The 22,451-nt window shown below is 57.1% G+C and carries 16 protein-coding genes, 1 tRNA gene and 2 pseudogenes; 13 read left to right on the top strand and 6 right to left on the bottom strand.

The window, feature by feature from the left end; all coding sequences use genetic code 11:
- Positions 1-158 precede the first annotated feature (158 nt).
- On the top strand, positions 159-902 hold the full coding sequence (gene ubiG, locus M8997_RS11590) for a bifunctional 2-polyprenyl-6-hydroxyphenol methylase/3-demethylubiquinol 3-O-methyltransferase UbiG (RefSeq protein ID WP_250019961.1): 744 nt from the start codon (positions 159-161) through the stop codon (positions 900-902).
- A gap of 57 nt (positions 903-959) precedes the next feature.
- On the opposite strand, the gene M8997_RS11585 is transcribed toward ubiG, so the two are convergent.
- The 4 genes from M8997_RS11585 to M8997_RS11570 all read right to left on the bottom strand — a co-directional run bounded on the left by M8997_RS11585 (position 960) and on the right by M8997_RS11570 (position 6,188).
- Positions 960-1,916, bottom strand: coding sequence for a zinc-binding alcohol dehydrogenase family protein (locus M8997_RS11585; RefSeq protein ID WP_250019960.1), 957 nt, complete (start codon positions 1,914-1,916; stop codon positions 960-962).
- 1,785 nt (positions 1,917-3,701) lie between these two features.
- Positions 3,702-5,177 (bottom strand): hypothetical protein, encoded by a 1,476-nt coding sequence (locus M8997_RS11580; RefSeq protein ID WP_250020328.1) that lies wholly within the window; start codon positions 5,175-5,177, stop codon positions 3,702-3,704.
- Entirely contained in the window at positions 5,134-5,769 is a 636-nt protein-coding gene (locus M8997_RS11575; RefSeq protein ID WP_250020327.1) for a hypothetical protein, read from the bottom strand. Before M8997_RS11575 ends, M8997_RS11580 begins: the two co-directional genes overlap by 44 nt.
- A gap of 2 nt (positions 5,770-5,771) precedes the next feature.
- Positions 5,772-6,188, bottom strand: a complete 417-nt coding sequence (locus tag M8997_RS11570; protein WP_250020326.1) for a hypothetical protein — start codon at positions 6,186-6,188, stop codon at positions 5,772-5,774.
- A 353-nt stretch (positions 6,189-6,541) separates the two neighbouring features.
- Here M8997_RS11570 and M8997_RS11565 point away from each other — a divergent pair.
- The 12 genes and pseudogenes from M8997_RS11565 to M8997_RS11510 all read left to right on the top strand — a co-directional run bounded on the left by M8997_RS11565 (position 6,542) and on the right by M8997_RS11510 (position 21,530).
- Positions 6,542-8,892: pseudogene (locus M8997_RS11565) on the top strand (hypothetical protein).
- Positions 8,893-8,983: 91 nt separating this feature from the next.
- The gene (locus M8997_RS11560) at positions 8,984-9,577 is read left to right on the top strand and encodes a hypothetical protein (protein WP_250020325.1); all 594 of its coding nucleotides are present in this window, start codon (positions 8,984-8,986) and stop codon (positions 9,575-9,577) included.
- Entirely contained in the window at positions 9,570-10,508 is a 939-nt protein-coding gene (locus M8997_RS11555) for a nucleotidyl transferase AbiEii/AbiGii toxin family protein (protein WP_250020324.1), read from the top strand. The genes M8997_RS11560 and M8997_RS11555 overlap by 8 nt, the downstream gene beginning before the upstream one ends.
- Positions 10,509-10,788: 280 nt before the next feature.
- Positions 10,789-11,949, top strand: coding sequence for a cysteine desulfurase family protein (locus M8997_RS11550; protein WP_250020323.1), 1,161 nt, complete (start codon positions 10,789-10,791; stop codon positions 11,947-11,949).
- A complete protein-coding gene (gene dndC / locus M8997_RS11545) occupies positions 11,946-13,076 on the top strand; it encodes a DNA phosphorothioation system sulfurtransferase DndC (protein WP_250020322.1) in 1,131 nt (376 codons plus the stop codon). The genes M8997_RS11550 and dndC overlap by 4 nt, the downstream gene beginning before the upstream one ends.
- A complete protein-coding gene (locus tag M8997_RS11540) occupies positions 13,069-15,342 on the top strand; it encodes an AAA family ATPase (protein WP_250020321.1) in 2,274 nt (757 codons plus the stop codon). Before dndC ends, M8997_RS11540 begins: the two co-directional genes overlap by 8 nt.
- Positions 15,339-15,746 (top strand): DndE family protein, encoded by a 408-nt coding sequence (locus M8997_RS11535; protein WP_250020320.1) that lies wholly within the window; start codon positions 15,339-15,341, stop codon positions 15,744-15,746. Before M8997_RS11540 ends, M8997_RS11535 begins: the two co-directional genes overlap by 4 nt.
- A 56-nt stretch (positions 15,747-15,802) precedes the next feature.
- Positions 15,803-16,003, top strand: coding sequence for a hypothetical protein (locus M8997_RS11530; RefSeq protein ID WP_250020319.1), 201 nt, complete (start codon positions 15,803-15,805; stop codon positions 16,001-16,003).
- A complete protein-coding gene (gene dndD, locus M8997_RS11525) occupies positions 16,000-18,042 on the top strand; it encodes a DNA sulfur modification protein DndD (protein WP_250020318.1) in 2,043 nt (680 codons plus the stop codon). Before M8997_RS11530 ends, dndD begins: the two co-directional genes overlap by 4 nt.
- Positions 18,036-19,529 (top strand): FtsK/SpoIIIE domain-containing protein, encoded by a 1,494-nt coding sequence (locus tag M8997_RS11520; RefSeq protein ID WP_250020317.1) that lies wholly within the window; start codon positions 18,036-18,038, stop codon positions 19,527-19,529. The genes dndD and M8997_RS11520 overlap by 7 nt, the downstream gene beginning before the upstream one ends.
- Positions 19,526-20,644: an AAA family ATPase gene (locus M8997_RS11515; protein ID WP_250020316.1), complete on the top strand. Its 1,119-nt coding sequence runs from the start codon at positions 19,526-19,528 to the stop codon at positions 20,642-20,644. The genes M8997_RS11520 and M8997_RS11515 overlap by 4 nt, the downstream gene beginning before the upstream one ends.
- Before the next feature lie 4 nt (positions 20,645-20,648).
- Positions 20,649-21,530 (top strand): hypothetical protein, encoded by an 882-nt coding sequence (locus M8997_RS11510; RefSeq protein WP_250020315.1) that lies wholly within the window; start codon positions 20,649-20,651, stop codon positions 21,528-21,530.
- A 95-nt stretch (positions 21,531-21,625) separates the two neighbouring features.
- Here M8997_RS11510 and M8997_RS11505 read toward each other — a convergent pair.
- A pseudogene (locus M8997_RS11505) lies at positions 21,626-21,962 on the bottom strand (helix-turn-helix domain-containing protein); the annotation flags it as partial.
- Between the two features lie 362 nt (positions 21,963-22,324).
- A tRNA-Met gene (locus M8997_RS11500) sits at positions 22,325-22,401 on the bottom strand.
- Positions 22,402-22,451 lie beyond the last annotated feature (50 nt).

The raw sequence follows: 22,451 nt of genomic DNA, 5'->3' as shown, positions 1-22,451 counted from the left end.
AATACGGTCTGACTGCAAGAACAGGGGCTTGCGTGAGGGGCGTTTTGATTTTGTCCGGCCCGGCGGCGCAGCGCCGCATTTACGCCCGACCGTGCCGATAGGTCTTGACTTTCCAGCCCGGAGAAGGCCTGTCGGCACTGTGGATGAGGATGAGGCCAATGACTGACGCACAACGTACGACGATCGACGCTGACGAAGTTGCCCGGTTCACGCGCATGGCCGCGGAGTGGTGGAACCCCGAAGGGAAATTCCGCCCGCTGCACAAGTTCAACCCGGCGCGGCTTTCATACATCAAGGAAAAGGTCTGCGCGCATTTCGGCCGCGACCCGAACGAGCATCGGCCGCTCGAAGGCTTGCGGCTGCTCGATATCGGCTGCGGCGGCGGGCTGCTGTGCGAGCCCATGGCGCGTCTCGGCGCGGCGGTCGTCGGCGTCGATGCCGGCGAGACCAATATCGAGGTGGCGAAGCTGCATGCGCAGCAAAGCGGGCTCGACATCGATTATCGCGCCTCCACGGCCGAGGCACTCGCCGAAGCGGGCGAGAAATTCGACGTCATCCTCAACATGGAAGTGGTGGAGCACGTCGCCGATGTGGAACTCTACATGTCCGCCTGCGCGCAGATGGTGAAGCCCGGCGGGGTGATGTTCGTCGCAACGATCAACCGCACGCTCAAGGCGCTCGGCCTGGCGATCTTCGGTGCCGAATATGTGCTGCGCTGGCTGCCGCGCGGCACCCATCAATATGAGAAGCTGGTCCGGCCGGAAGAGCTCGAATCGATCCTGACCGGCAACGGGCTCAACGTCGTCGAGCGCGTCGGCGTCACCTATAGCCCGCTGACCGGCCGCTGGAACCGCTCGTCCGACACGGATGTGAACTACATGGTGCTGGGCGTCCGCATCTGAACGGCCGCAGGGCGGCCCGCCTGCGGGTCGCCCTCCGGGAGTGGTCTCCGATCGCTGTCAGGGGATCATCACCACGCGGCCAAGCGGCTTGGCCGTTTCCGCATATTCATGCGCCTTCGCGGCGTCGCGCAAGGGAAATACGCGGTCGATCACGACTTCCAGTCGCTTTGCCGCCGCCGCATCGAGAAGTTCGTCAACGGTCTTTTTCACGGCTGGCTGCCCGAAGAGCGGGCCCATGAAGACGCCGTGCAGCGTCTGGTTGTTCTGCATCGGCTGCCAGAGATCGACCGCGAGATCGCCGCCGCCGGCATTGCCGACGAAGACGAGGCGCCCCTCGGCAGCCAGTGCGGCCAGCGAGGCTTGCAGCGTCGAGCCGACCGGATCGACGACGAGATCCGCCCCCTTGCCATCGGTCAGCCGAAGCACTTCCGAGACGACGTCCTGCTTCAGGCGATCGATCACATGCGATGCGCCGAGCTCGATCAGCCGCGGCTGCCGTTGGCTGCCGCTGGCCACAGCGATGATCGTCGCTCCCCTTTCCCGCGCCAGTTGCACCGCCGCCAGGCCGACACCGCCGGCTGCAGCCTGGATCAGCACCGTTTCATCGGCGCCGAGGCCACCCTTGGTGACGACGCAATGATAGGCGGTTGCGAACGAAATCGTCAGCGAAGCGGCCTGTGGCAATTCGAGCCCCTCCGGAACCAGCCATGTGCGGACGGCGGGGACGGCCCAGAGTTCCGCATGCGAACCCTGCATGTCGAAGGCAGCCACCTTTTCGCCGACTGCGCGGTCGCGAACATTGGCGCCGATCGCGACGATGGTGCCGGCGGCGGCATAGCCGACGATCCAGGACGGTTGCTGCGGGGTCAAGCGACGATTGATCAGATCACCGCCCTCGATCGAGATCGCCTCGACGGAAATCAGGACATCGTCCGGCCCGCAGGCGGGATCGGGCACATCGGCATATTTCAGGACCGCGGGAGGGCCGGGATTGTCGTAGACTGCGGCTTTCATTGGCTTTTCCTTTGCGCAAGACAAAAGCGTACCGCCCGACATTGCGACCATGTGCCTGTCGGCGCATCTCGCGGCTCGCTGCCTGGCGGCACGTCACCCGATGCGATGTAGTATCTGCCGGCGTCCATTTCGACCCCCGCCCGCCGCCTGGTGGCTCAGACGACCGCAGCCGCCTCCCTTCCGCGTTCCGGCCGCCTCTGCGCAACGCGGGGTCGGAAGGGCCTGCAATATGATGCCTCGGCCAGTCTCGTGCGACCAGCCCTGCAAATCCCCCCTTCCTGATCCTGAGCCAACCTCCCTCATGCTGAGCCTGTCGAAGCACGCACTATTTCGATGCAGCGCTCCAACAAAGGGATTGCACAAACGTTGCTGCGCCCTTCGACAAGCTCAGCATGAGGGAGAGTAGAGTTTTGCAGGGGGATAGATCTGCGAGGTTTCCAACCTGGGCTCCCTGCTTTTCTGCAATCAAATCAATCATCCTCATCCTGAGCCCCTCATGCTGAGCCTGTCGAAGCACGAAGCACGCGCTCTATTTATGCAACACACGCCCCTCCTGGTGGGATAAATGGAAACTTATCCCACCACTTTGAAACCGGGTTATTCTGTGCAGGTCCTTTCCAGTGGGGGAGCAGCTTCCGGAGCTGTTTCGACAAGCTGGGAAAGGATGGCGTTGCCGGATGGTCGGAAGTGACAACCCCGATTGGCCGGCAAACTGCAGAAGGAAACGGAGGTGGCGCTTCGTTTTCCGGGTTGTTGCGTCTGACAAGCGCAGCAACAGCAGGCAAAGACGTCGCGGGCGGTCTTCGGACCTCGACCCTGATACCACTACGACGCGCTGAAGACCGCCCGTCTCCCCCCATTTCAATGACCAGACGCGATTGCGCGGGCGTGGTGCAGATTTTGCTTATTTAATAGGTGTTGCACCACCGGTATTGCGTGCTTCGACAGGCTCAGCATGAGGGAGGTGGTGGGTGGCAAGGCGGTAGTTCTGCAAGGTTTCAAATCATGGCTCCCTCCGCTTCCGCCATCAATAATTTTCCCTCATGCTGAGCCCTCATGGTGAGTTTGTCGAACCACGAAGCACGCACTATTTCGATGCAAGCAAGCAAGGGATTGCACAAACGTTGCAGCGCCCTTCGACAAGCTCAGGATGAGGGATTGGGTTTGATTGCAAGGAGGTAGTTTTGAGAGGTTTCAATCTCGGCCCCCTCCGCTTCCGCGATCAACAATTCTCCCTCATGCTGAGCCTGTCGAAGCAGGCAATCGCGTTTGAGCAAATCTCCTCTTTGAAGCTGGCACGAGGATGGTGCCTGCTTCTTGTCTGGAACTGGCGGTGTGTGGAGTTGGGGATGAGAAGCTGGTTTCGGGGTTTGTGCTGGGCGCTTGCGCCAGAAGCCCGCCGGCTTCATGGGCGAGACGGCCGCGCTCGAAGCGCTGATGGGACAGGGCACGGTTTCGGAGGCCCGGAAACGCCAAAAGCCCCGTGCGGGGCTTTGTCTGGCTTGATGCCTGCTGGCTTGTCTGGTTTGGTTGCGGGGACACGCAACCATCTTTACTTGCGATCATCGCGATCATCCAATACCCTACTAAAAATCCTTCTTGCCGGCAACCGTTGCGGTCTATTTCGCACTGCGGCGTAGAATGTTGTAAACAGAATAGACTCCGAGACACAAAGCTCAGGCGAACCCAAAAGCGGATTCGGAAGCATAATGTAGCATATCGACCCAGACGCCGATCACTTCGTCCTACTGGCTCTGATCGGAATCCGATGGCTGCGCCCCCGCGTCAGTCAGGTGAGGCCTGTGGCACCGCAACCACTGGTAACGGCTCCTCGGCAGCGCCACTAATTTCCGATCCCGCGCTCGGCGTGACCACAGGGTTCGGATTTGACGCGGTTAACGAAGATTGAGCCGGAATGGGCGACGAAACCGAGTCTCCGGTAGGGATGAGTGCCACGCTGACTGCGACCACGAAAGTAACCGCCACCGCGATACCGCCGACCCATGACACGACCTTCAGGATGCGCTCAGCGTCTTGGCTGGGCTTCACCACGAGCTTGGTATAGTCCTCTTGCGACAAAAAGCGATAAATCTGGTTGCGCCAGACGTCCCGCAGTTCCCGCTGCAAAGCAACGAAGCTGTGGCCCGAATAGATGACCACAAAAATGTAGGCGCTGACAATTGTCATCACGGCCACAATAAGAAGCGACGGGGCGTTGGCGGCGATCCGCGCTGTGATCAAACCAATCCCGATTCCAAGAGCCGACGCGACGGCCGCAACAACCTGCCGAGTGGCATCCGTAATCTTGCCGGTCTCTTCGGTCACCGCCTTGCGCAAATCAGCGAGCGCTTTGAGATTGTCAGCACTCACCTTCGTCAATGACATCTGATAGGCGATTTTGGCACCTTCCAGCGCAAAGCCGAGATTCTCTTTGACGCATTTGATCGTGTCAGCTTGGTTTCCACCGGTTCGGGCTAACTCGGTTGCGAAAAGCGTGTGTCTGGTTTCTGCTTCACGCTCCAGTTCATAGACCCATCGTGCGGCTGCCTGAAGGTCGGCGAAGCCTTGCCTGCCCAATTCGGGAACCAGGCCCGCATGGACGGCTGGCGTCGGCAGCGCAAGCCGCGGTGGCCCCTTAAACACGAGCGCGCCAGTGTTCTGGTCGATCTCATTGGCCAAGGAGAGCAGGATGGCTGGAATTGCATGCTCAGCCCACAGGCGGAACCGATCGGATGCATGCCAGGTCTCAGAATTCGACAGGAGCCAGCGTCCGACCGACTGCGGCACCACGCGCTGCGCGTTGTATTCGCGCACCAACGTGCGCGGACTGCGCAGCGTCACGGCATTCTCGACAACGGCAGCGTTCGCCTCCGCAGGCACGAACTGCGTACCCTCGGTGGCGATGACCTCGTCGAGACCAACCACGATGACGACCGTGGATTGCACCGGACCAGCGAGCCAATCGCGAAAACCCGATGCCGTTAGCAATAGAATCTCGTCTGCTCTTTGCGGCGGTTTCTGCGCGGTGACGCGATAAGGGCCGAAGTCGTTGTCAATGTCGTCGGGCTTGGTTTCCGCATCAGCGCCATCGAACACAAGGCTATGCCAGGCAACTTCAGCGAAGCCCTGCGCGACCTCTCGCGCCGACGTCGCCGACAACTCGGACACGATGATGCCATCGACGGTTTCGTGGACGAAAGAGCCATCCGCGACGAGACTATCTAGCGCTGAGGCGAGCGTTCTCAGGGACAATGCGGTCATCGGTCACCTTTTTCGTATGAATGGTGATGACTTCACCGCTACCATTGACCCTCTCCCGTGAGACGGTCGCGGCAGAAGCATCGTCGGGATAGACGATGAGCACGCCCTCTGTAGTCCTCAATTGCCGCAGCCCAGGCTTCTTGAGGATTTTCCGGTTCGGCGCAAAGGACAAGCCTCCCAGCTTGGAGCTCTTGAGCTTACGGCGCAGGCTTTGGTCGAACCGACCAATCGTTTTCTCGTCCTCGGGATTGCCGGCGGCGGCGAGAAGCGCATCGCGTATCGACTCTTCATTGACGACGGTCCGGTCGTGCAGATGCGCCTGAGCGTGCTTGAACGCCCGAGCTACATCCCTTTCGAGTAGGTCCTCCTTGCGCTCAGTCAGAATGTTGCGCAAGACGTTAACAACCTCACGGTTGAGCTCGTCGTCACTGCGGGTACGCTTGACGTGCAGATAGCTTGCAAAGTAGTCGCCGATGTCAGCGCCGGGCTTCATCCTGTCAGTCGCGCAGAGAGCCATCTCTGACTTGCCGTCCACCACTCGGACGAGTGCGGCCTTCTGGATGGAGCGTTTACCGGCGACGAACGCCTGCACTATCAGCCGTAGAGCGTCTCCTGGTTACCCTCCGTCTGCTCGACCACCTCTTCGTAGTCGTATTTGATGAGGCTGTAGATCTTCGTCTTCAGCACGTCGGTGGCGAGCTCGAAGATGAAGAAGGCGCCCTTCCGGCTGGTGCCATCGTGGAAGCGGGCAAACTCACGCGCCAGGTTCTGCGCGCCGGTCTCGAAATCATCTTCACCCTTCGCAATCCGTTCGATCTGCGTCTTAGTGAGAGATTCCTCTTCAAAGCTGAACACCGCAGCGGCGTCAGTCTCGCGAATGCGCTCTACGAAGAAATCCGCCTGCTCCACCTCACGGGCCGGCTGCGGCATGAAAACGTCATCGCTCACCGCGTGCAGGGCCATGTTCTCTATGCGCAGCGAACTCAATTCATCTTCAGTAAGAAACCCCAAAAAATTCCCCTATCGAATTCCAATATGATAGCCCCATGAAAGCAGTCGGCAGCAAGGGGTCAAATAAACTCAGGCACTATCCCCTTGGGCTTCTTACTCGAAACCTTCCCGCCGAAATTACGTTCACTATTTGTTTCAATAATAGTGATCCCCATTGGTTGTCAATGGTAGTGTGGTTCCGATGGTCGCGACCATGCGCGACTCGTAGTAGATTATCCAGTCTCCGACGCAGGTCCTGCTCCCTGACGGCTTCACAGGCCGAATGATCAGCAATTTAGAGTTCGTTTACCACATGGCCTTAGCAGGCCACCCCCGCATCAGTGATGGTGGAAAACACGAACTTAAAGGCTGCCATGAGAAACCAAACTACTTCATCTCTTCATTTTCAGCGTAAAATTTCCGAATTCTGCGATCTCCGAATCGCGCCGTTGGTCTCAAAACGCACCCTGGACAACATCAAGCCGTACCTCGCCAGCCTGATCATCTACCGCAAATACCCGCCCATGCGGACCGGTCGTATGGACTGGCAGTCAATCTCTGACGCCTGCGGCTTGGAAGAAGAGATGACGGCAATGCTCAAGAAGAACTTGCAATGCGGTCTGGAAGCGATCAAGCGCTGGATCGATAAGGAGCGGTCGAAAGGTGATGATCGCCCCACGCCTGCCACGGTGACCAAAAAGCCAGTCAATACATCACGGGTGTCAACCACACGACCGAAGAGCTCATCCCCTACTCGTCAAACGCCGGCATCGGCTTCCACGAAAGCCAAGACCGGCATGGCGCCAAAGCCGGTTGAAGAGTTTCTGAAGCCGCTCTTCGATTGGACGGATGATCCGGCTGAATTTCAGCAAGCCCTGATTTATCATATGCGCCGGCATGGGGACACGTATTGGCACCTCCATCGCGCCGTTGCCGATGAGAACGGGACCTTCGATCGCACGACATTGTTGAGCTGGACCAGAGGTATCAAGGTGCCCCGGTCGCTGGACAGTCTCGATACTCTTTCCAAAATCGAGCACCGCTATCGTTTGCCGAGTGGCTATTCAAGGGGAAATTGCCCCATCAATCTCGGTCGGCTTCAGGGCATGACATAGGAAGCGATGTCAGTGCCGCCGAACGCCGCCGGCTCGCCTGGCATCTGCCGGACGACTTCAATACCCTTCCCTTCAGCAAGCGCGAAGAAATTCTGGAGTGGGTTCGCCGCGTGCTCATTTCCGGTTCCACCGATTATCGACGCTTTCAGGCGGCAGCAATCAGACAGCGATACGCCATTCGTTTTCCCGCTATTTCCTATGGCGGCACACTCTCATCTCGATCCATCACGAGCGCCCTTGATTGTAGTGAAAACGCCGACAGTGAAACGATCGAAGATCCTGATCTGCTTGCCGGCGTTGTCGATGCCCCTCCCCGGCTGGCAATGGAAATCGCAAACCTGATCCGATTCAAGACGGCTACGCTGACGACACTCGGATTTCAACGGAACGGCGTGTGGGGCGAAGAGACTGCATCGCAAAAGATCGAGCATCTCGGGTTAATGTTCGGTGCTCTGGCAGCATCGGCGAAAAGTATCGTGAAAGGGTACGGAGTACCACTTGGCCAGTTGACCTTTGGCCTGCTCGTCTTCCCGGGCATTTGGGACTGGTACCTGCAATGGCGCGAAAGGCGCCGCGGCTTCTATACCAAATGGGAAGAGGACATGCTGAGCGTTCTCCTCAGCATGGTCCGACCGGACACCGGCTGGATATGGCAGCATCCGGAGTTGGTTCAGAATGTAAAACCAATTCCGGGCTTGATCACGGCGACCGAGATCGAATTCGCTCAGAAGGATTGGCACGCAGCCTGCGACGTCTGCTTTAAACATGCTTCACAGCGTTCCAAGGAAATTCAGCGGGTGGCACGTGTTCATCGCGATCCGTTCGAACCGATCATGTGTATTCTCGAAGCGGAAAGCCCACTGGCCGAATACCGCAAGATCACGGATGAGATCATCAAGCGCATGCCGGACGAACATCGATATCCCCGCGCCGCGGCGGAAGCAGTCCGGTCGTTCCTGATGCTGCGCCTTGGACTTCATCTCGGCCTGCGCCAGAAAAATCTCCGGCAGTTGCTCGTCTGCCCACGTGGTCACTTCCCAACGTCCGAACGGCGATTGGAGGACATGAAACGAGGAGAGATCCGCTGGAGCGAGCGAGACCGGGGCTGGGAGGTATTGATCCCCTCCAACGCGTTCAAGAACGCCAATTCATCGTTCTTCGGATCAAAGCCGTTTCGGCTGATTCTGCCGGACCTGCAGGATCTCTACCACTATCTCAACGCCTACATTGACCGCCATCGCGGCGCCCTGCTCGCTGGTGCCGAGGATCCAGGCACGTTGTTCGTAAAGACGGTGAAGACCACCAGCAAGGACGCGTCATATAATCAGACGACCTTCTATGAGGCGTGGCGTTTGGTGATCCAGCGCTATGGTATCTTCAATCCTTATACCGGCCGCGGCGCCATCAAGGGACTGCTTCCTCACGGGCCGCATAATGTCCGGGATGTTCTTGCTACCCACATCCTGAAGCTAACGGGCTCCTACGAGCAGGCGAGCTACGCAATCCAGGACACGCCAGAAATGGTGGCCAATCACTATGGTCGCTTTCTGCCGCAGGACAAGGCTGCACTGGCGGCGCGCATTCTCAATCAGGTCTGGGAAGCGGCGTAATCCAACCGCCGCATTTCTGGTATGCATGAATTTTTAATGAAAATGCTTGCATAATCCGCGCCATGCCCTATTTTGAGGGCAGGTGAAAAACATGACCAGATTGGACGAACTGAAACAGCATCTTGTCCCGGGCAAGGTTTATCGCAGGGCAGACCTGACGCGATGGACCAGCTCTGTGGATCGGGACCTTCGGAAGTTGCTGGATGCCGGCGAGCTGACAAAACTCTCCGGCGGCGTCTACATGCGCCCGAAAACCACCAGCTTCGGGCGCGCGCCAGCCAGTGACCGCGACCTCGTGGAAGCGTTTCTGAAGGGCAAGCGGTTTCTGTTGTTGACGCCAAATGCCTATAATGCGCTCGGCGTCGGTGCGACACAGCTTTATAATGAAGCCGTTGTGTATAACCGGAAGCGCCATGGCCGCTTCAAGCTTGGAAGCCGGGTTTATGATTTCCGGATGAAGCCCGAGTTTCCAGCAATCTCAACCAAAGAGTTCCTGTTGGTCGATCTGGTCAACAACCTCAAACGGCTTGCCGAAGACGAAAGCCAGGTGCTGGAACGCACGAGGGTGGTAGCGAGAGAACTCGATCAGGAGGCCCTGCGACAGGCCGCCGAAGACTATGGCGGCGTGCGGGCGAAGAAGTTCTTCAGAGACGTACTCGCCGAGATGAAAGCTATTGATGGCTGATTACCTGCACCGACACCCGGAGTTCGCAGACCTGCTCCGCATCGTCGGCGAAGAGATGGGCATTCTGCCTGCCCTCGTCGAAAAGGACTACTGGATCATGCATTGCCTCTTCGGCCTGAAGCAGGCGGGGTATTCCTTCGAGCTGAAAGGCGGCACATCCCTTTCGAAGGGCTTCGGAATTATCGACCGCTTCTCCGAAGACATCGATCTTCGGATAAATCCGCCCAGGGGAATGGCTGTCGCCGTCGGCCGCAATCAGGACAAGCCGAAACAGATCGAAAGCCGGCGGAATTTCTATGACAGGCTGGCAGAAGAAATCTCGATCGACGGAATAACCAGTATCGAGCGGGATCATGTCTTCGATGACGAGAAGTTTCGAAGCGGCGGCATACGCCTGCATTATCCCACCGCAACCTCCGATGAAACGGACCTGAAGGAAGGCGTTCTCCTGGAGCTTGGATTCGACGATATCACACCGAACCGGCCGGTCGACATCAGTTCATGGGCCTACGACTTTGCCGTCGACAAGGTGGACCTTGCCGACAATCGCGCGCTTGGCATCGTTTGTTACCATCCCGGCTACACGCTGGTGGAAAAACTTCAGACGATCTCCACGAAATTCCGCAAGCAGCGCGAAACAGGAGAGTTTCCCGCGAACTTCTTGCGTCACTACTATGATGTCTATGCGCTTCTCGGAAATACCGAGGTTCTCGGGTTTTTGGGCAGCGACAGCTACTTCGCTCACAAGGAAAAGCGGTTCCGGTCTGAGGAGCGGGATCTGACGGTCAATCCGGCCTTTAACATCACCGACGAGGCCGTCTTCGCTGAATATCAGGTAGCCTATCGCAGTACGAGGTCCCTTTATTATCGAGAGCGCCCCACCTTCGAGAAAATCATTGAGCGCATAAGTGAATTCGCGACAAGCCTTTGAATGGGCACCATTGCATTGAAAGGAGTCGAACCATCAATCCGGCGCCGAAGGTAGCTAATGCTCTAAAATCCATAGATGTCCGGAGGGGACAAGCAATCGGCTTAATCTGGGCTCCACGAGTGTGTCGTCTCTTCTGTACACCTCGAATCGGGTTATGATACATTCCATGTACTTTCTATCGTATCGGGGAAACGTGGGGAAATTCAACGCGCGTCGCAACCTCTGCTAGCTGGATCTCAGCCTCCTGTGGTATGCGTGAACGTTCTGATCGGAGAATGTGATGCCTGACGCGTCCTATTTTGACTACCATGCCCACACGCCTCTCGATCCAGAGGTGCGTTCGGCGCTTTTCGAGGCATATGCCGGCTTGGATGCCAATCCTCATTCTCAATCGAAAAGAGGTGAAGCCGCACGCTTGGCAATTGAGTCAGCCCGTCAAGCCACGGGTGCGCTTGTCGGGTTCGCACCCGCTGATGTCATTTTTACATCCGGTGCGACTGAGGCGAATAACCTAGCCATCAACGGTATTTTGGACCATCTCAGGCAGGTTGGCCGCACCCAGATCCTGGTCTCGGCTGGCGAGCACGCCTCCATTCTCTCCACAGTGGCCGCGCTCAAGGCAGAGTTCGATATTCGTGTCCTTCCCCTATTGCGGACCGGGCGCATTGACCTGGATGCCCTGGCAGACACAATCGGCCCTAAAACCGGGCTCGTCTCGATTGCAGCGGCAAATCATGAGATCGGGACCCTGCAGCCGATCAGCGAAATCACCGGGATTGCGAAAGCTCAAGGTGCGCTTGTTCACTCCGATCTCGCGCAAGCGGCCGGCAAGATCCCGCTGGAACTCAGTCAAGTCGATCTGGTGAGTGTCACCGCGCACAAGCTGTATGGCCCGATCGGTATTGGGGCGCTATGTGCCCGAAGACCCGTTCGGCGACTTTTGACCCCTTTGCTTCGTGGTGGCGGGCAAGAAGGCGGGATACGGTCCGGAACGGTCCCTGCTCCATTGGCGGTTGCCTTTGGTGCCGCCTGTTCAATCGCCGCCGACCGGCTTTCGGTCGAACCCTTGCGGGTTGCAACCCTTCGCGACCGCCTTCTCGAGCGGATTGCGGCTTCGGTCGAGGTGTTTGTGAATGGAGACATGGACAACCGTCTGTCCGGTAACCTCAATCTTCGATTTTCTGGTGTTGACGGAGAGGCGCTTGTGATGCGAGTTCGGGAAAATCTCGTTATTTCCACAGGTTCGGCTTGCTCCTCGAAATCGCTCGAGCCGTCGCACGTTCTTCGGGCAATTGGCCTGACGCGGGACGAGGCAGAATCAGCTATAAGGATCGGAATCGGCCGGTTCACGACGGCGGACGAGGTTGATCGTGCGGCTGCTCTTTTGTGCGCTGCCGTGAATGATTTGAGAGCGATGAGTGGAAGGTTGCGCGCGTCATGACTTCATTTTCCTTAGGCGAGCTTCCCGCGCTTGATACTGCCGACAAACTTGCCGCTGTCGCCGCGGATCTTCGAGACGAGTATCGACAACCACACACAACGCCGTGGATCCTTGGGTTTTCGGGCGGCAAGGACAGCACACTGCTCTTGCAGCTCGTTTTGGAAATGGTTCTCGATCTCCCGCCGCGCGAGCGGTCCAGGACAATTCATGTTGTTGCCAATGACACGCTTGTGGAATCTCCCGTTCTTGCGCGCCATCTCGACATTGTTCTGGAAAAGCTCTCAGCCGCCATCAGCCCCTTGCGCCTTCCGTTGATTGTTGCCAAGACGACGCCCCAAAATGACCAAACCTTTTGGGTCAACCTGATTGGGCGAGGGTACCCATCACCGAGTAAAATGTTTCGGTGGTGCACTGATCGTATGAAGATCCGACCCACAACGCAGTATATTCGTGACCAGGTCAGTGCGGCTGGAGAGGCGATCCTCCTCCTCGGTGTGAGGCGCTCGGAGTCAATGCAGCGCCGGCGAAGCGTGGAGCGCCATGAAAATGGACAGCGCTTAAACCCACATACGAGCTTGCAAGGATGCATGGTCTACAAGCCTATCGTTGAACTCGACACCGACGAAGTCTGGCAAACCCTGTTGCAATCTCGGCCCCCCTGGGGCGGGACGCACCGGGATCTGGTGACGATCTATCGCAACGCCGGAGGCGCCGAATGCCCTCTCGTGACCGACAAAAGCGATGCGCCCTCTTGCGGAAGCACATCGTCGCGCTTTGGATGCTGGACCTGCACGGTCGTGGAGAAGGACAGGAGTGCCGCAGCCTTCGTCGAAGCGGGTTATGAGGACGTAGAGCCGCTCCTGGAATTTCGCGACTGGTTGAAGGAAATTCGGGAACGTGGCGATATGCGCATGGCCGTGAGGAGAAACGGGACATTGAACTTTGTCGGCGAAGGCCGACTGATCCCCGGCCCTTTCACCTTGGAGGCGCGCAATACAATCCTTACACGTTTGCTCAAGGTTCAAGATGAGGTGGACTTTCCATTGATCCACGCTGATGAAATCCAGGAAATCAGGCGCATCTGGGCGGAAGACTTCAAAGAAACGGCCGGACGAGCGGATGCCTGATATTAACGACTTCGTTTCTTCCAGCATAGATTTGGCCGAGCTCGTCGCCGCTTGCGAGAATTACCATCTCCCCATCGAGAAGCTCGCCATGCTTCTCGATGCTCGCAGGCGTTTCGAAGGAAGCGGCAATCGCCGGCCCCTCTTTAATGCCTTCGACACGCTGCTAGCAGATGAGGTCGGCGGGCAAGATGGTGCTCGGGTGACGGAGCGCCTTCCCGCGAAGGGCCTTGTGTCACTTCGCCAGGTCTCCCTCAGAAACTGGAAAGTGTTCGGCAATACGACAATCAACCTTCCCGGCCTGGACCCATCGAGGCCGGTGATCTTGATTGGCGGCAAGAACGGCTATGGCAAAACCAGCCTACTCGAGGGCATTCTATTTTGCCTCTTTGGCAAGTCAGCATTGAGCGAGAGGTCACATTTCCTGGGGGAAAGCTCCGCAGTTGGGACGCGCGGTTCGGCTTATCGTCAATTCATCCAAAATTCCTTTCATCAACCTGCGAAGAATCGCGGCGAGACCAGCGCCGCCGTCCGTACGGAATGGGAGACCCCCGAGGGTATTCTTGTGGTCGAGCGGCGTTGGTACTTCAACGAAGCAGGAGCGATGGAGGAAGACGGTGAAACGCTGACGCTCTACGTGGGCGAAGACGGCAACATCCTGCCCGCCCCGCACGATGTCGATACCACCGAGTTCTACCAAGCAGAAGTCGATCGCCGTCTGATGACTGTCGGGGCCGCTTTCTTCTTCCTGTTCGACGCCGAACAGACGTCTACCTTCTCTGAAAGAAACCTTGATGAGCAGGTTCTGGCAATCACTGAAAGCGCCTTTGGCCTATGGCGCTTCCGGGCGATCGTCGATGATTTGCGCAGTTATTCTCGCGATCGCGCTCGCCGACAGGACAAGGTCGGCGATGATCACAGCAAGATCGTTTCGGATCTGCTGTCCGCGCGAAATGTCCGGCGGGGGGTTGCCGAGGAGATTGAAAGCCTCGGCATGGCGCTTGAGACTACACGTGAAAAGCGAGACGCCAGTCTAGCTCGGCTGATGAGCCTCCAGAATGGAGGAACCTATGAATCGATGCATGAACTCCTGGAGCAACGCCAATCACTTGCTCTCGAACACACACGCGCCGTTCACGCGTTTGCCGGACTTGCGGCCACGACACTGCCGGTCGCGCTGGTTGGCAAGAAGCTCCGCGACACGGTCATGACGATGCTCAACGCCGACGACCTGGGCGACGATGCAACAGGCGGTGTATTTCAAAATGATGCCGCGCTTCGACGGCTGCTCGATGCCATAGAACAATTGGGTGGCGATACGCAATCAACCCGTGAAGACGTCTCAACGGCTTGGAATGCTCTGTCAAAGGGCGTCTCCACTCAAAGCGACGCGTTGCAATTTCCCCACCTTACAGCGGTGTTACGCAAGAGTGTGACCGACCGGTTGAGGCGCCATGAAGACGAACGCGTTGTTCTGGCAGAAGCCGGAGAATACGTCTCTTCGCTTGCGGCCGCAATGAGGGATACGGAAGCCGCGATCGATGAGGGAAACCGACGCGATGACGCTATCAGAGGCGCTCAGGGCGTGATCGCGGTCGCTCAATCGGAGGTCGAGCAACTGGAGCGCAGTCTTTCCAATGCAACAGAAAAACTGACTTCGATCGAAGCCGAAATCGACAGGTTAACGGCGACGCTCGATGGTGCTGACGCCGCCGAAGGTGGTATTCCCGGACAGAGGCGGCCGCTTGACCAGGCGCTTAATCTTGCCGACAAGATCGAACTCGTCACCAACGAACTGTTGCCCGGCTGCTTCGAAAAGATCAGCGAGAAAGTTACAGAGATCTACGGCGTCCTGGCTCACAAGGGCACCATTGCTCGCATTGTTGTGGCGTCGGATGGGCATGTCTCGTTGTTCGATCATGCCGGTCAAGATGTCCGCTCGCTCGATCGTTCGGCTGGAGAACGCCAGATCTTTGCGATGGCGCTGATTGCAGCTGTCGGACAGCTGTCGGCAGTCCAGCTGCCGTCGATCGTTGATACCCCGCTTGGTCGTTTAGATTCCGATCATCGCGAACGTCTTTTGCGGTACTTCTCGACGAGAGCCGTACAAACCATTCTCTTGTCTCAGCCGGAGGAGATCAATGGCAGGTATCTCGAAATGATACGAAACAAAATTGGAGGAAGCTTTATCCTCGATCATCGCTCCCAGGCCGCCGGCATCGGAAACAGCGTTGCAAAGAGCGGGTATTTTGATGAGGCTGCGGCATGACCAGCTTATCGTCGCTTCAGCTTGGTGACCTGTTCCGTGCCGATTTTCGGACGTCCCAGTCGAGCGATGCGATCAACACCGCTTTGCAAAAGTCTCTCCTTTTCGACTATCGCTATCAGCCGGCCCGTATTGCGATTGGCCTTTCTTTGGCGCAATCAACAGCTCCCCGTCCCTCCTCCGATACCTTGGGCAAGCCAATCAGAGGCGAAACATTGTTTGGTCAGGAGGAGAGCGAAATGGCTCTTTGGGTCACACTGATTTGTGCGCAGGCGGATATTCGTGCGCCTTCGCGAAAGCAGTTGTTCGAACTCGTGGCGGCTCACTGGGCGCGGGGATTGGACTTGCTTGAGAAGAAATTTAAAGTTTATGACGGAGAGCCACACAACTTTTTAACGAGCCTTTGATCGTATAGCTTTACTGACAAACCCGGTTGCTGGTTAGAGAGAATTGGAGGGGACATTTGGACCATGATACGCGCCAAAGATTGGTCGCTCGCGTTTCTGCGGCCAACAATGTCTCTGGATCTCTGCTGGAGAAGCTACTTGATCTGGAAGAAGAGTTTTCCAATCTGCACGCTTGGGGCATGCGCCCCGCGTTGAGACGACGCATTGCGTCTGTCGTTGACGAAGAACTGCGGGCCTCCGGTATCAGCGACAAATGAAGTTTATCTCCATTGAGCTAGAAAATATTTTTGCCTACCGCAGCCAAGCTAGGGTCGAGCTTGCCCCGGAGGATGAGGAGAAGAATGTCTTCTTGATCTGGGGGCGAAATGGCGTTGGAAAGACAAGCTTTCTCAACGCGGTCAAACTTCTTTTCACGGGCATAGAAAGTGGTCAGGCTAGGCAAGTTGGCTTTCCACCGCAGACCTTGACTCCGCAACGCTATGTCCTCGGCGATACCGGTAATTGGTATGGGGTGATTAATCGCCAGGCACTCAAGAGAGCGCGAGCAGATGGGGCTCCCGTAACTGCAAGGGTCACTGCCGTGTGTGAGAGCGGCGGCAGACGTTTCAAGGCTGAACGATCCTGGACGAGCGACGACGGGCTGACTTTCCGAGAGCAACTTGTCGTTATCGATGGAGAGGACCGCCTGACCAACGATGAGGCGGAGGAGCGTCTAGAGTCCATACTGCCGAAGGATTACGTTGGGTTCTTCTTCTTTGATGGCGAAGAGGTCAAAGCCATCTCAGAGAGAGTCGATCGTCAACCTGTCGATTTTGACCGACTTTTGAAGATTAGCTTTGTTTCGGAGCTGTCCGCCGAACTTGAAACAATCGCCAAGGAAAGGGAAAGAAGGAACCTGAACGCCGCGCTTCTCGACAAGATAGGGGCAGCGGAAAGCACTTTGGCGCGCGCCACCCGTGGCAAGCAGGCTGCAGAACACGTTCTCACCGAGATCGAAGAACACCTTTCGGTAGACATGCCAGAGTTGAGACGATTGCAGGCGAGACGAGAGAACCTTTCCTCAGGGGCCTCCGAAAGCCAGCGCGCCGAGCTCGACGCGCGGAAGAAGGAGATCGAAGGAAATCTCGAGGATGCGCGTGACAAGGTTGCTGAAGACGTGCCATTCTTTGCGCCGCCGCTCGCAAATTTTCAGCTCTTGCACCAGGCTATGCAGTCAATCGAACAACGCCTCTCGTCGGTAGGGGCGCCCGAAGCGATTGTCGTGCGCAAGGTCACCGAAGCGCTACCCTCCTGGCTTGAAGAACTAGCATCCGATGATCTTTCGAACGAATCGAGGGCCCGTTTATCGTCGGGACTTGCTAAAAAGGTCGAAGAAATCGTTCGCAATCCGACCCCGGAAGGCTTATTCGCGGGATTGGAACTGGCTCGTGCCGAACGTCTTCGCCGCATGATGGTTAGATTGATCGAGTCGGGACCGGACCGGCAAGCCTTGCAGCTGGCGCGCCTCAATGAAGTGTCCCGTCTGAAGTTTGATCTGTCGCAGGTTACCGACGCCTTGCTTCGCATCGAGGTAGGATCTCAGGCCAACCTAGATGAGTTTCGTCACGTCACAGCAACAATTGCTGAGCTCGAGGCTCGTATCGCTGATGCACATGAACGCAGGGGCCATCAACAGACGCGGCTGGAGGATGCAATTCAAGAAATCGCTCAATCCAAAAAGACCCTCGATCAATTGGGAGCATCCCAAGCGCAGGCAACGAGGAACTCTGAAGAGGCGCGCGCTATCAGAAAGATCGCCAAAACCCTCAATGATTTGCGAGAGGCAATGAGGGTCGAGACACGCGAGCAGATTCAGGAGAGGATTAATCAGCGCCTGCTCGAATTGATTTACGAGCATCCGCTGATTGCCCGTGTCGAACTCGACGACAATTACGTTATGCACTTCATCGATGGGGCCGGCGACCGGATCGGACGATCCAGCCTGTCAAGTGGTCTGCGCCAGCTTGCTGCCACCGCTTTGCTCTGGGCGATGAAGGATGTCGCCGGTCACGACGTACCAGTCATCATCGATACACCGCTCGGCCGGATAGACCGGGAAAATCAGTTCAACCTCCTGACCAACTATTATCCTAAAATCTCGCATCAGGTAATCATTTTGCCGACAAACTCCGAGCTTGAAGGCGCAAAGCTCGCCAGGTTGAGGCCCCATATTGCCCGCGAATTCACCATCAGAAACGACCGCGGTGACATGGGAGGAATTGAGCTCGGCGGGTTACTTGAGGAGGGGCAATGGTAGATCGTATCCAGTTCTCTAAGGTGGAGAGGGAACTCTTACGCCAAATCATGGACATTGGACTTCGGGCCCGAGACATCGACCAGTGGACAGCCGCCCGGCTTGGTTTCGCGCGATCGCTGCAGAACCCGGAGCCTCCCAGCCCCGTCACATTCAAGCGGCAGAGCTCTCAGCCGCAGGGCTCGACGATTCATTCAAATCAGATGACCGGGGAAGGCAAGGGAGAAGCCGAGGATTTCACGGATCTCTATCGCGCTTTGTTGTCGGTCTATGAAGGCCGCAATCTATTTGATGATGATGACGCCTTTCATGATGCTCTCCAGCAACACGTCCGCCGCGGCATCGATTCCATTTGCAAAGAATGGACGACCGATGCCGACTTCCATCACTATCTCGCAACCCAACTGTTCGCTGGCGTGGCAAGCCGGTTTGATGCCCCTGATCTGGTTGATGACGATATTGGACCACGGATAGAACGGGTCCTCGGCCAGCTTGGGGTCGGCGCCAAAATCCTTGAGACTGTTGACGGCCCCAGGGTTACACGCTTCACCCTTGTACTCCACGAACTCGACGATCTGGATCGCCTCAGAAAAGGGGTATCGAAGCTCTCGTTCGCACTTGGCTTCGGCGAGGCTTCGGTGTCGGTCGCGCTGGCGGCGGCCGAGCGCCAGGTCTACCTTATTGTTCCGCGTCCAGTGGCGTCGTGGCGGATAACTACGTGGGCCGAATTAAGATCGGTCTTGAGCGAGCCCGAAATACGAAAGATGGCCCTGCCGATTTGCCTCGGAACCGACATTCTGGGCAAACCCTTCGTAATTGACCTGGCGGACGCCCCTCACCTCTTTGTCGGTGGTACGACGGGCAGCGGCAAGTCAATGTGTCTCCACTCCATTTTGCTATCGCTACTGGAGAACCCTGCCGCCCCGCAACTGGTGCTTGTCGATCCTAAGGCGGTCGAGTTTTCTGCTTACGTCAATTCGAAAAGACTAAGGGGCCCCGTCACAACATCCTCCGACGATGCACTTGGCGTGCTCAACGGTCTAGTAGAGGAAATGGATCGGCGCCAGGAAGCGATGCGCAGGCTCGATGCTCGAAATCTCATGGAAGCTCGGGCCAATGGCGCGGACATGCCACATATCGTGGTGGTTATCGATGAGCTTGGAGATTTGATCTTGACGCGGCGCGAGGTGGAAACGCCGCTTATCCGCCTCGCTCAGAAGGCTCGGTCCGCAGGAATTCACCTCGTTCTGGCGACCCAAAGACCGGAGGCCGCGACATTCCCAGGGCTTCTGCGCTCCAGTACGCCGAGCCGCATTGCCCTAACCGTCCAGAAACAATCGGAATCCCGCATCATTCTTGATGAAGGCGGCGCAGAATCCTTGCTCATGCGCGGCGATATGCTGGTGCGGTTTGCCGGACGCAGCACGGTGAGAGCACATGGTTGCCGTGTCGATCAAGCCGATATTATTTCAGCAATAAGGTCATCATGACAGATCTAACGATTTCCGATTGGAAGCTATTGAAGCTTACCCTCGACCAAACGGGTCCATTTCAGGATGCGGTCAGAACGGTGAATTTCACCGGTGTGCGATCTGAAGACGTCACAGACCCGCCGCCGGCTAATCTGTTCATGATCCTCGCGAAGAATGGTCACGGGAAAACGACCATTCTGGAATCGGTTCATGGGCTTTTTGGTCTCTTGTCAAATCCGCCGACTGGCCGCTTTGCGGAGCGGCGGTCGCGCGAGCGCGTTCAGGCAGATCTGCGTGCCACGTGGACGATCGGCGGGAAAACCCAGACGGTGCTACTTTCAATCTGGACAGGTATCGAAGTACCGCTTCTGGACTGGACGCCGGCAATGCTCGATGAGGACGCGCAGGCCTCGGAATGGGCGAGGATCTACGTCGACAGCAACGGCAATATTAAAGAGGCTGATGCGCTCGGTCAGCTGCTGCTTGACGGCATTCGATCGGCTCAGGGAAGCGCTCCGACTGCGATCTTCGGTGAAAGTCAGGAGTTGCCAACCGTCTTGTTTTTCCCGGCCGATCGTCGGCTCGTCGCTCCAACCGGAGAAAGATCGGTCACAAGGCCGAAGAACTTCGGCTATGCGCCGGCGCAACTGTTCGGATCTGATGGACCGGAGTGGTCGACCTCGATCGATAACCTGCTCGTCTGGCTCGAATGGCTCGACGATGGACGTCTTGACGGCCTTTTGAAGTATGTGAATGAGGAATTATTCAGTGGTGAAGACAAGGCTCTCCTTCCGCCGCGGCGGGCCGACCTTCAATCTGTGATTTCCTCGTCATCCGGCGAGCACCCCCTGTCGCATCTCAGCCACGGGGAACGTGCGCTTTTGCAGCTTTATGTTCGCGTTGCCTGCCATATGACGCGCAATACAATCATCCTGATCGATGAAGTCGAAACACACCTTCACTCCAAGTGGATGCACCGCGCTTTTCAAGCGCTCAAGCGTTTGTTGGTTCTCCATCCGCAGCTTTCGATCGTGTTTTCGACCCATAACCGGGAGCTCTTAAAGGCGTTTGATCACCAGCGTTTGGAAGCAGGTCTCGTGAAGGGCGGGCATCTGATCGAGGAAGGCGTTTGATACCGTGACGGACTTTTCAGACATTGCAGACATCGAGCAGCTCGATAACCGATACGTCGACAAGGTGATCGTCTATGTTGAAGGTGATCCTGACGAGAAGTTTTACCAGAAACTGCTTGGACCGAATGTCGGCCATTGCCTTGAGCTAAAGGTACCACCCACAACGGGAAACGAGGGCGTCATAGCTCAGGTGGCCGAGGAACGTCCCACGAATCCGAAAGTTTTCGGCCTTCTCGATGGCGAAGAAGCTGCAATGTTTGGTGGGATGGGCCAGTTCATAGAGTGTGAGGTGCCGATCTTTGAGATTCCGGGTGCCGACGGCTTGCTCTTCCTGTTCGGGCACGAGCTGGAGAACATTCTAATCCTGCACGGTGACCTCTGCGAACACATCAGCGATGACGTTCGAATGCACGAGCTCGGAAAGCTAGCTGTCGAGGACGTTGAAGGCATGTTGCGTCATTTGAAGCAGCGTTTTTTTGCGGCGGCACTATACAAGTATACGGCAAAAGAGATCAGACGGGCGGGTTCCAACTGCAAGATCATCGATGTCGGCCGCTTTCAAGGTAAGGTCACCGCATCGTCAGTGTTTCGCGATATCCGAAACGAACTGGTTGCAGAGGGAGTCGATTGGGCATTGTTTCGTACGACGCTTCAAAACATCATCGAACAGGTGCGAAATCGCTTCGAAGGCGAGGGGTTCGAGGTCGCTAGACGATCGACGGAAATGGTACGGCTGGCGGATGGCAAGCAGCTGCTGAACAAGATGAGGTCGCACTACAACAACACCGGCAGATGGGAAGGACATCTGACCAAGACTGTAACGAAGGGCCAGTTCGCTGTCGACTTCCGAGCTCTCTTGCTCGAAAAGACTGGTGCGAATGCTTGATAAGTCAACGCAGAGTCCAGTTCTCGACTGGTTGTGGGCAATAAGAACGTGTAACATTCGCCTAGAGCATCAAGCAGCGACTGCTGCAGGCTTCCCCGCACCGCCTGCGGCGTCACATTGGGCGTCTTCGCCATCATCCGGACCGACACCAATGGCTTTGCCATGACGAGCTCGACCAGTCCCGGCAATCTCGAAGACGTTCGTCTTCCCCACCAATTTCCGTTCCATCACCTGCCGAGCCGGCCCCAGTCCGTCATGTTCTTTCGTTCCGGTCTCGGCGGTTGCCAAGAAACCGTGGGCGATGGCGAGCAGTCGCGTCTCCCGCTCGCGATGCCGGCTTGACGCAGGGTCGAGGCGCAAAACAGCCGACTGAACCAAGGGGCATGCTGAAGCCCCGGACAGCTCGTTCCAGGCATCGAGGGCGATGATCGCCTACAGCACCGCCGCCATTATGCCGCGAGACAATACTCGTTGTATGACATTCCTTCTCGCACGGGCGTCTATGGCATCATCGGGAAGATATGCAGTCGGCGTTGGCGCTTCCGGCCTACAAGAGAAACGCCCTTGACCTGCTGCCACTATCGGACACGCGCATGATCAGCGCTTACGGCCAGCCCACCGCTTTGCACCTGTTGATTTTGGAATTTATGTTATGTGTCGGGGATTTAGCGTTTGATCGCAGTGCTCTGGCGCAGTGTATCGTAGTTTTGGGCTACTGCCGGATAGCATGGCGTACTGTAGAGTGGTTGCGGGGGCAAGATCTAATCTTTACTTACTGCCCGAGCAAGTAAAGATGGTTGCGGGGACAGGATTTGAACCTGTGACCTTCAGGTTATGAGCCTGACGAGCTACCGGGCTGCTCCACCCCGCGTCACCAAGATTTGCGGCGAATGCCGCTGGCAGCCCGGATTTCCGGGTTTG

Origin of the sequence: Phyllobacterium sp. 21LDTY02-6 (genome assembly GCF_023554255.2) — a bacterium.
Classification (GTDB): Bacteria; Pseudomonadota; Alphaproteobacteria; order Rhizobiales; family Rhizobiaceae; genus Phyllobacterium.
This window is presented reverse-complemented; position numbering and strand designations above follow the sequence as displayed.

Coding starts and splice junctions, on each gene's coding strand:
- dndC (WP_250020322.1), top strand. CDS start 11,946: ATGACTTCATTTTCCTTAGGCGAGCTTCCCGCGCTTGATACTGCCGAC.
- ubiG (WP_250019961.1), top strand. CDS start 159: ATGACTGACGCACAACGTACGACGATCGACGCTGACGAAGTTGCCCGG.
- M8997_RS11535 (WP_250020320.1), top strand. CDS start 15,339: ATGACCAGCTTATCGTCGCTTCAGCTTGGTGACCTGTTCCGTGCCGAT.
- M8997_RS11515 (WP_250020316.1), top strand. CDS start 19,526: ATGACAGATCTAACGATTTCCGATTGGAAGCTATTGAAGCTTACCCTC.
- M8997_RS11580 (WP_250020328.1), bottom strand. CDS start 5,177: ATGACCGCATTGTCCCTGAGAACGCTCGCCTCAGCGCTAGATAGTCTC.
- M8997_RS11520 (WP_250020317.1), top strand. CDS start 18,036: ATGGTAGATCGTATCCAGTTCTCTAAGGTGGAGAGGGAACTCTTACGC.
- M8997_RS11560 (WP_250020325.1), top strand. CDS start 8,984: ATGACCAGATTGGACGAACTGAAACAGCATCTTGTCCCGGGCAAGGTT.
- M8997_RS11555 (WP_250020324.1), top strand. CDS start 9,570: ATGGCTGATTACCTGCACCGACACCCGGAGTTCGCAGACCTGCTCCGC.
- dndD (WP_250020318.1), top strand. CDS start 16,000: ATGAAGTTTATCTCCATTGAGCTAGAAAATATTTTTGCCTACCGCAGC.
- M8997_RS11540 (WP_250020321.1), top strand. CDS start 13,069: ATGCCTGATATTAACGACTTCGTTTCTTCCAGCATAGATTTGGCCGAG.
- M8997_RS11585 (WP_250019960.1), bottom strand. CDS start 1,916: ATGAAAGCCGCAGTCTACGACAATCCCGGCCCTCCCGCGGTCCTGAAA.
- M8997_RS11550 (WP_250020323.1), top strand. CDS start 10,789: ATGCCTGACGCGTCCTATTTTGACTACCATGCCCACACGCCTCTCGAT.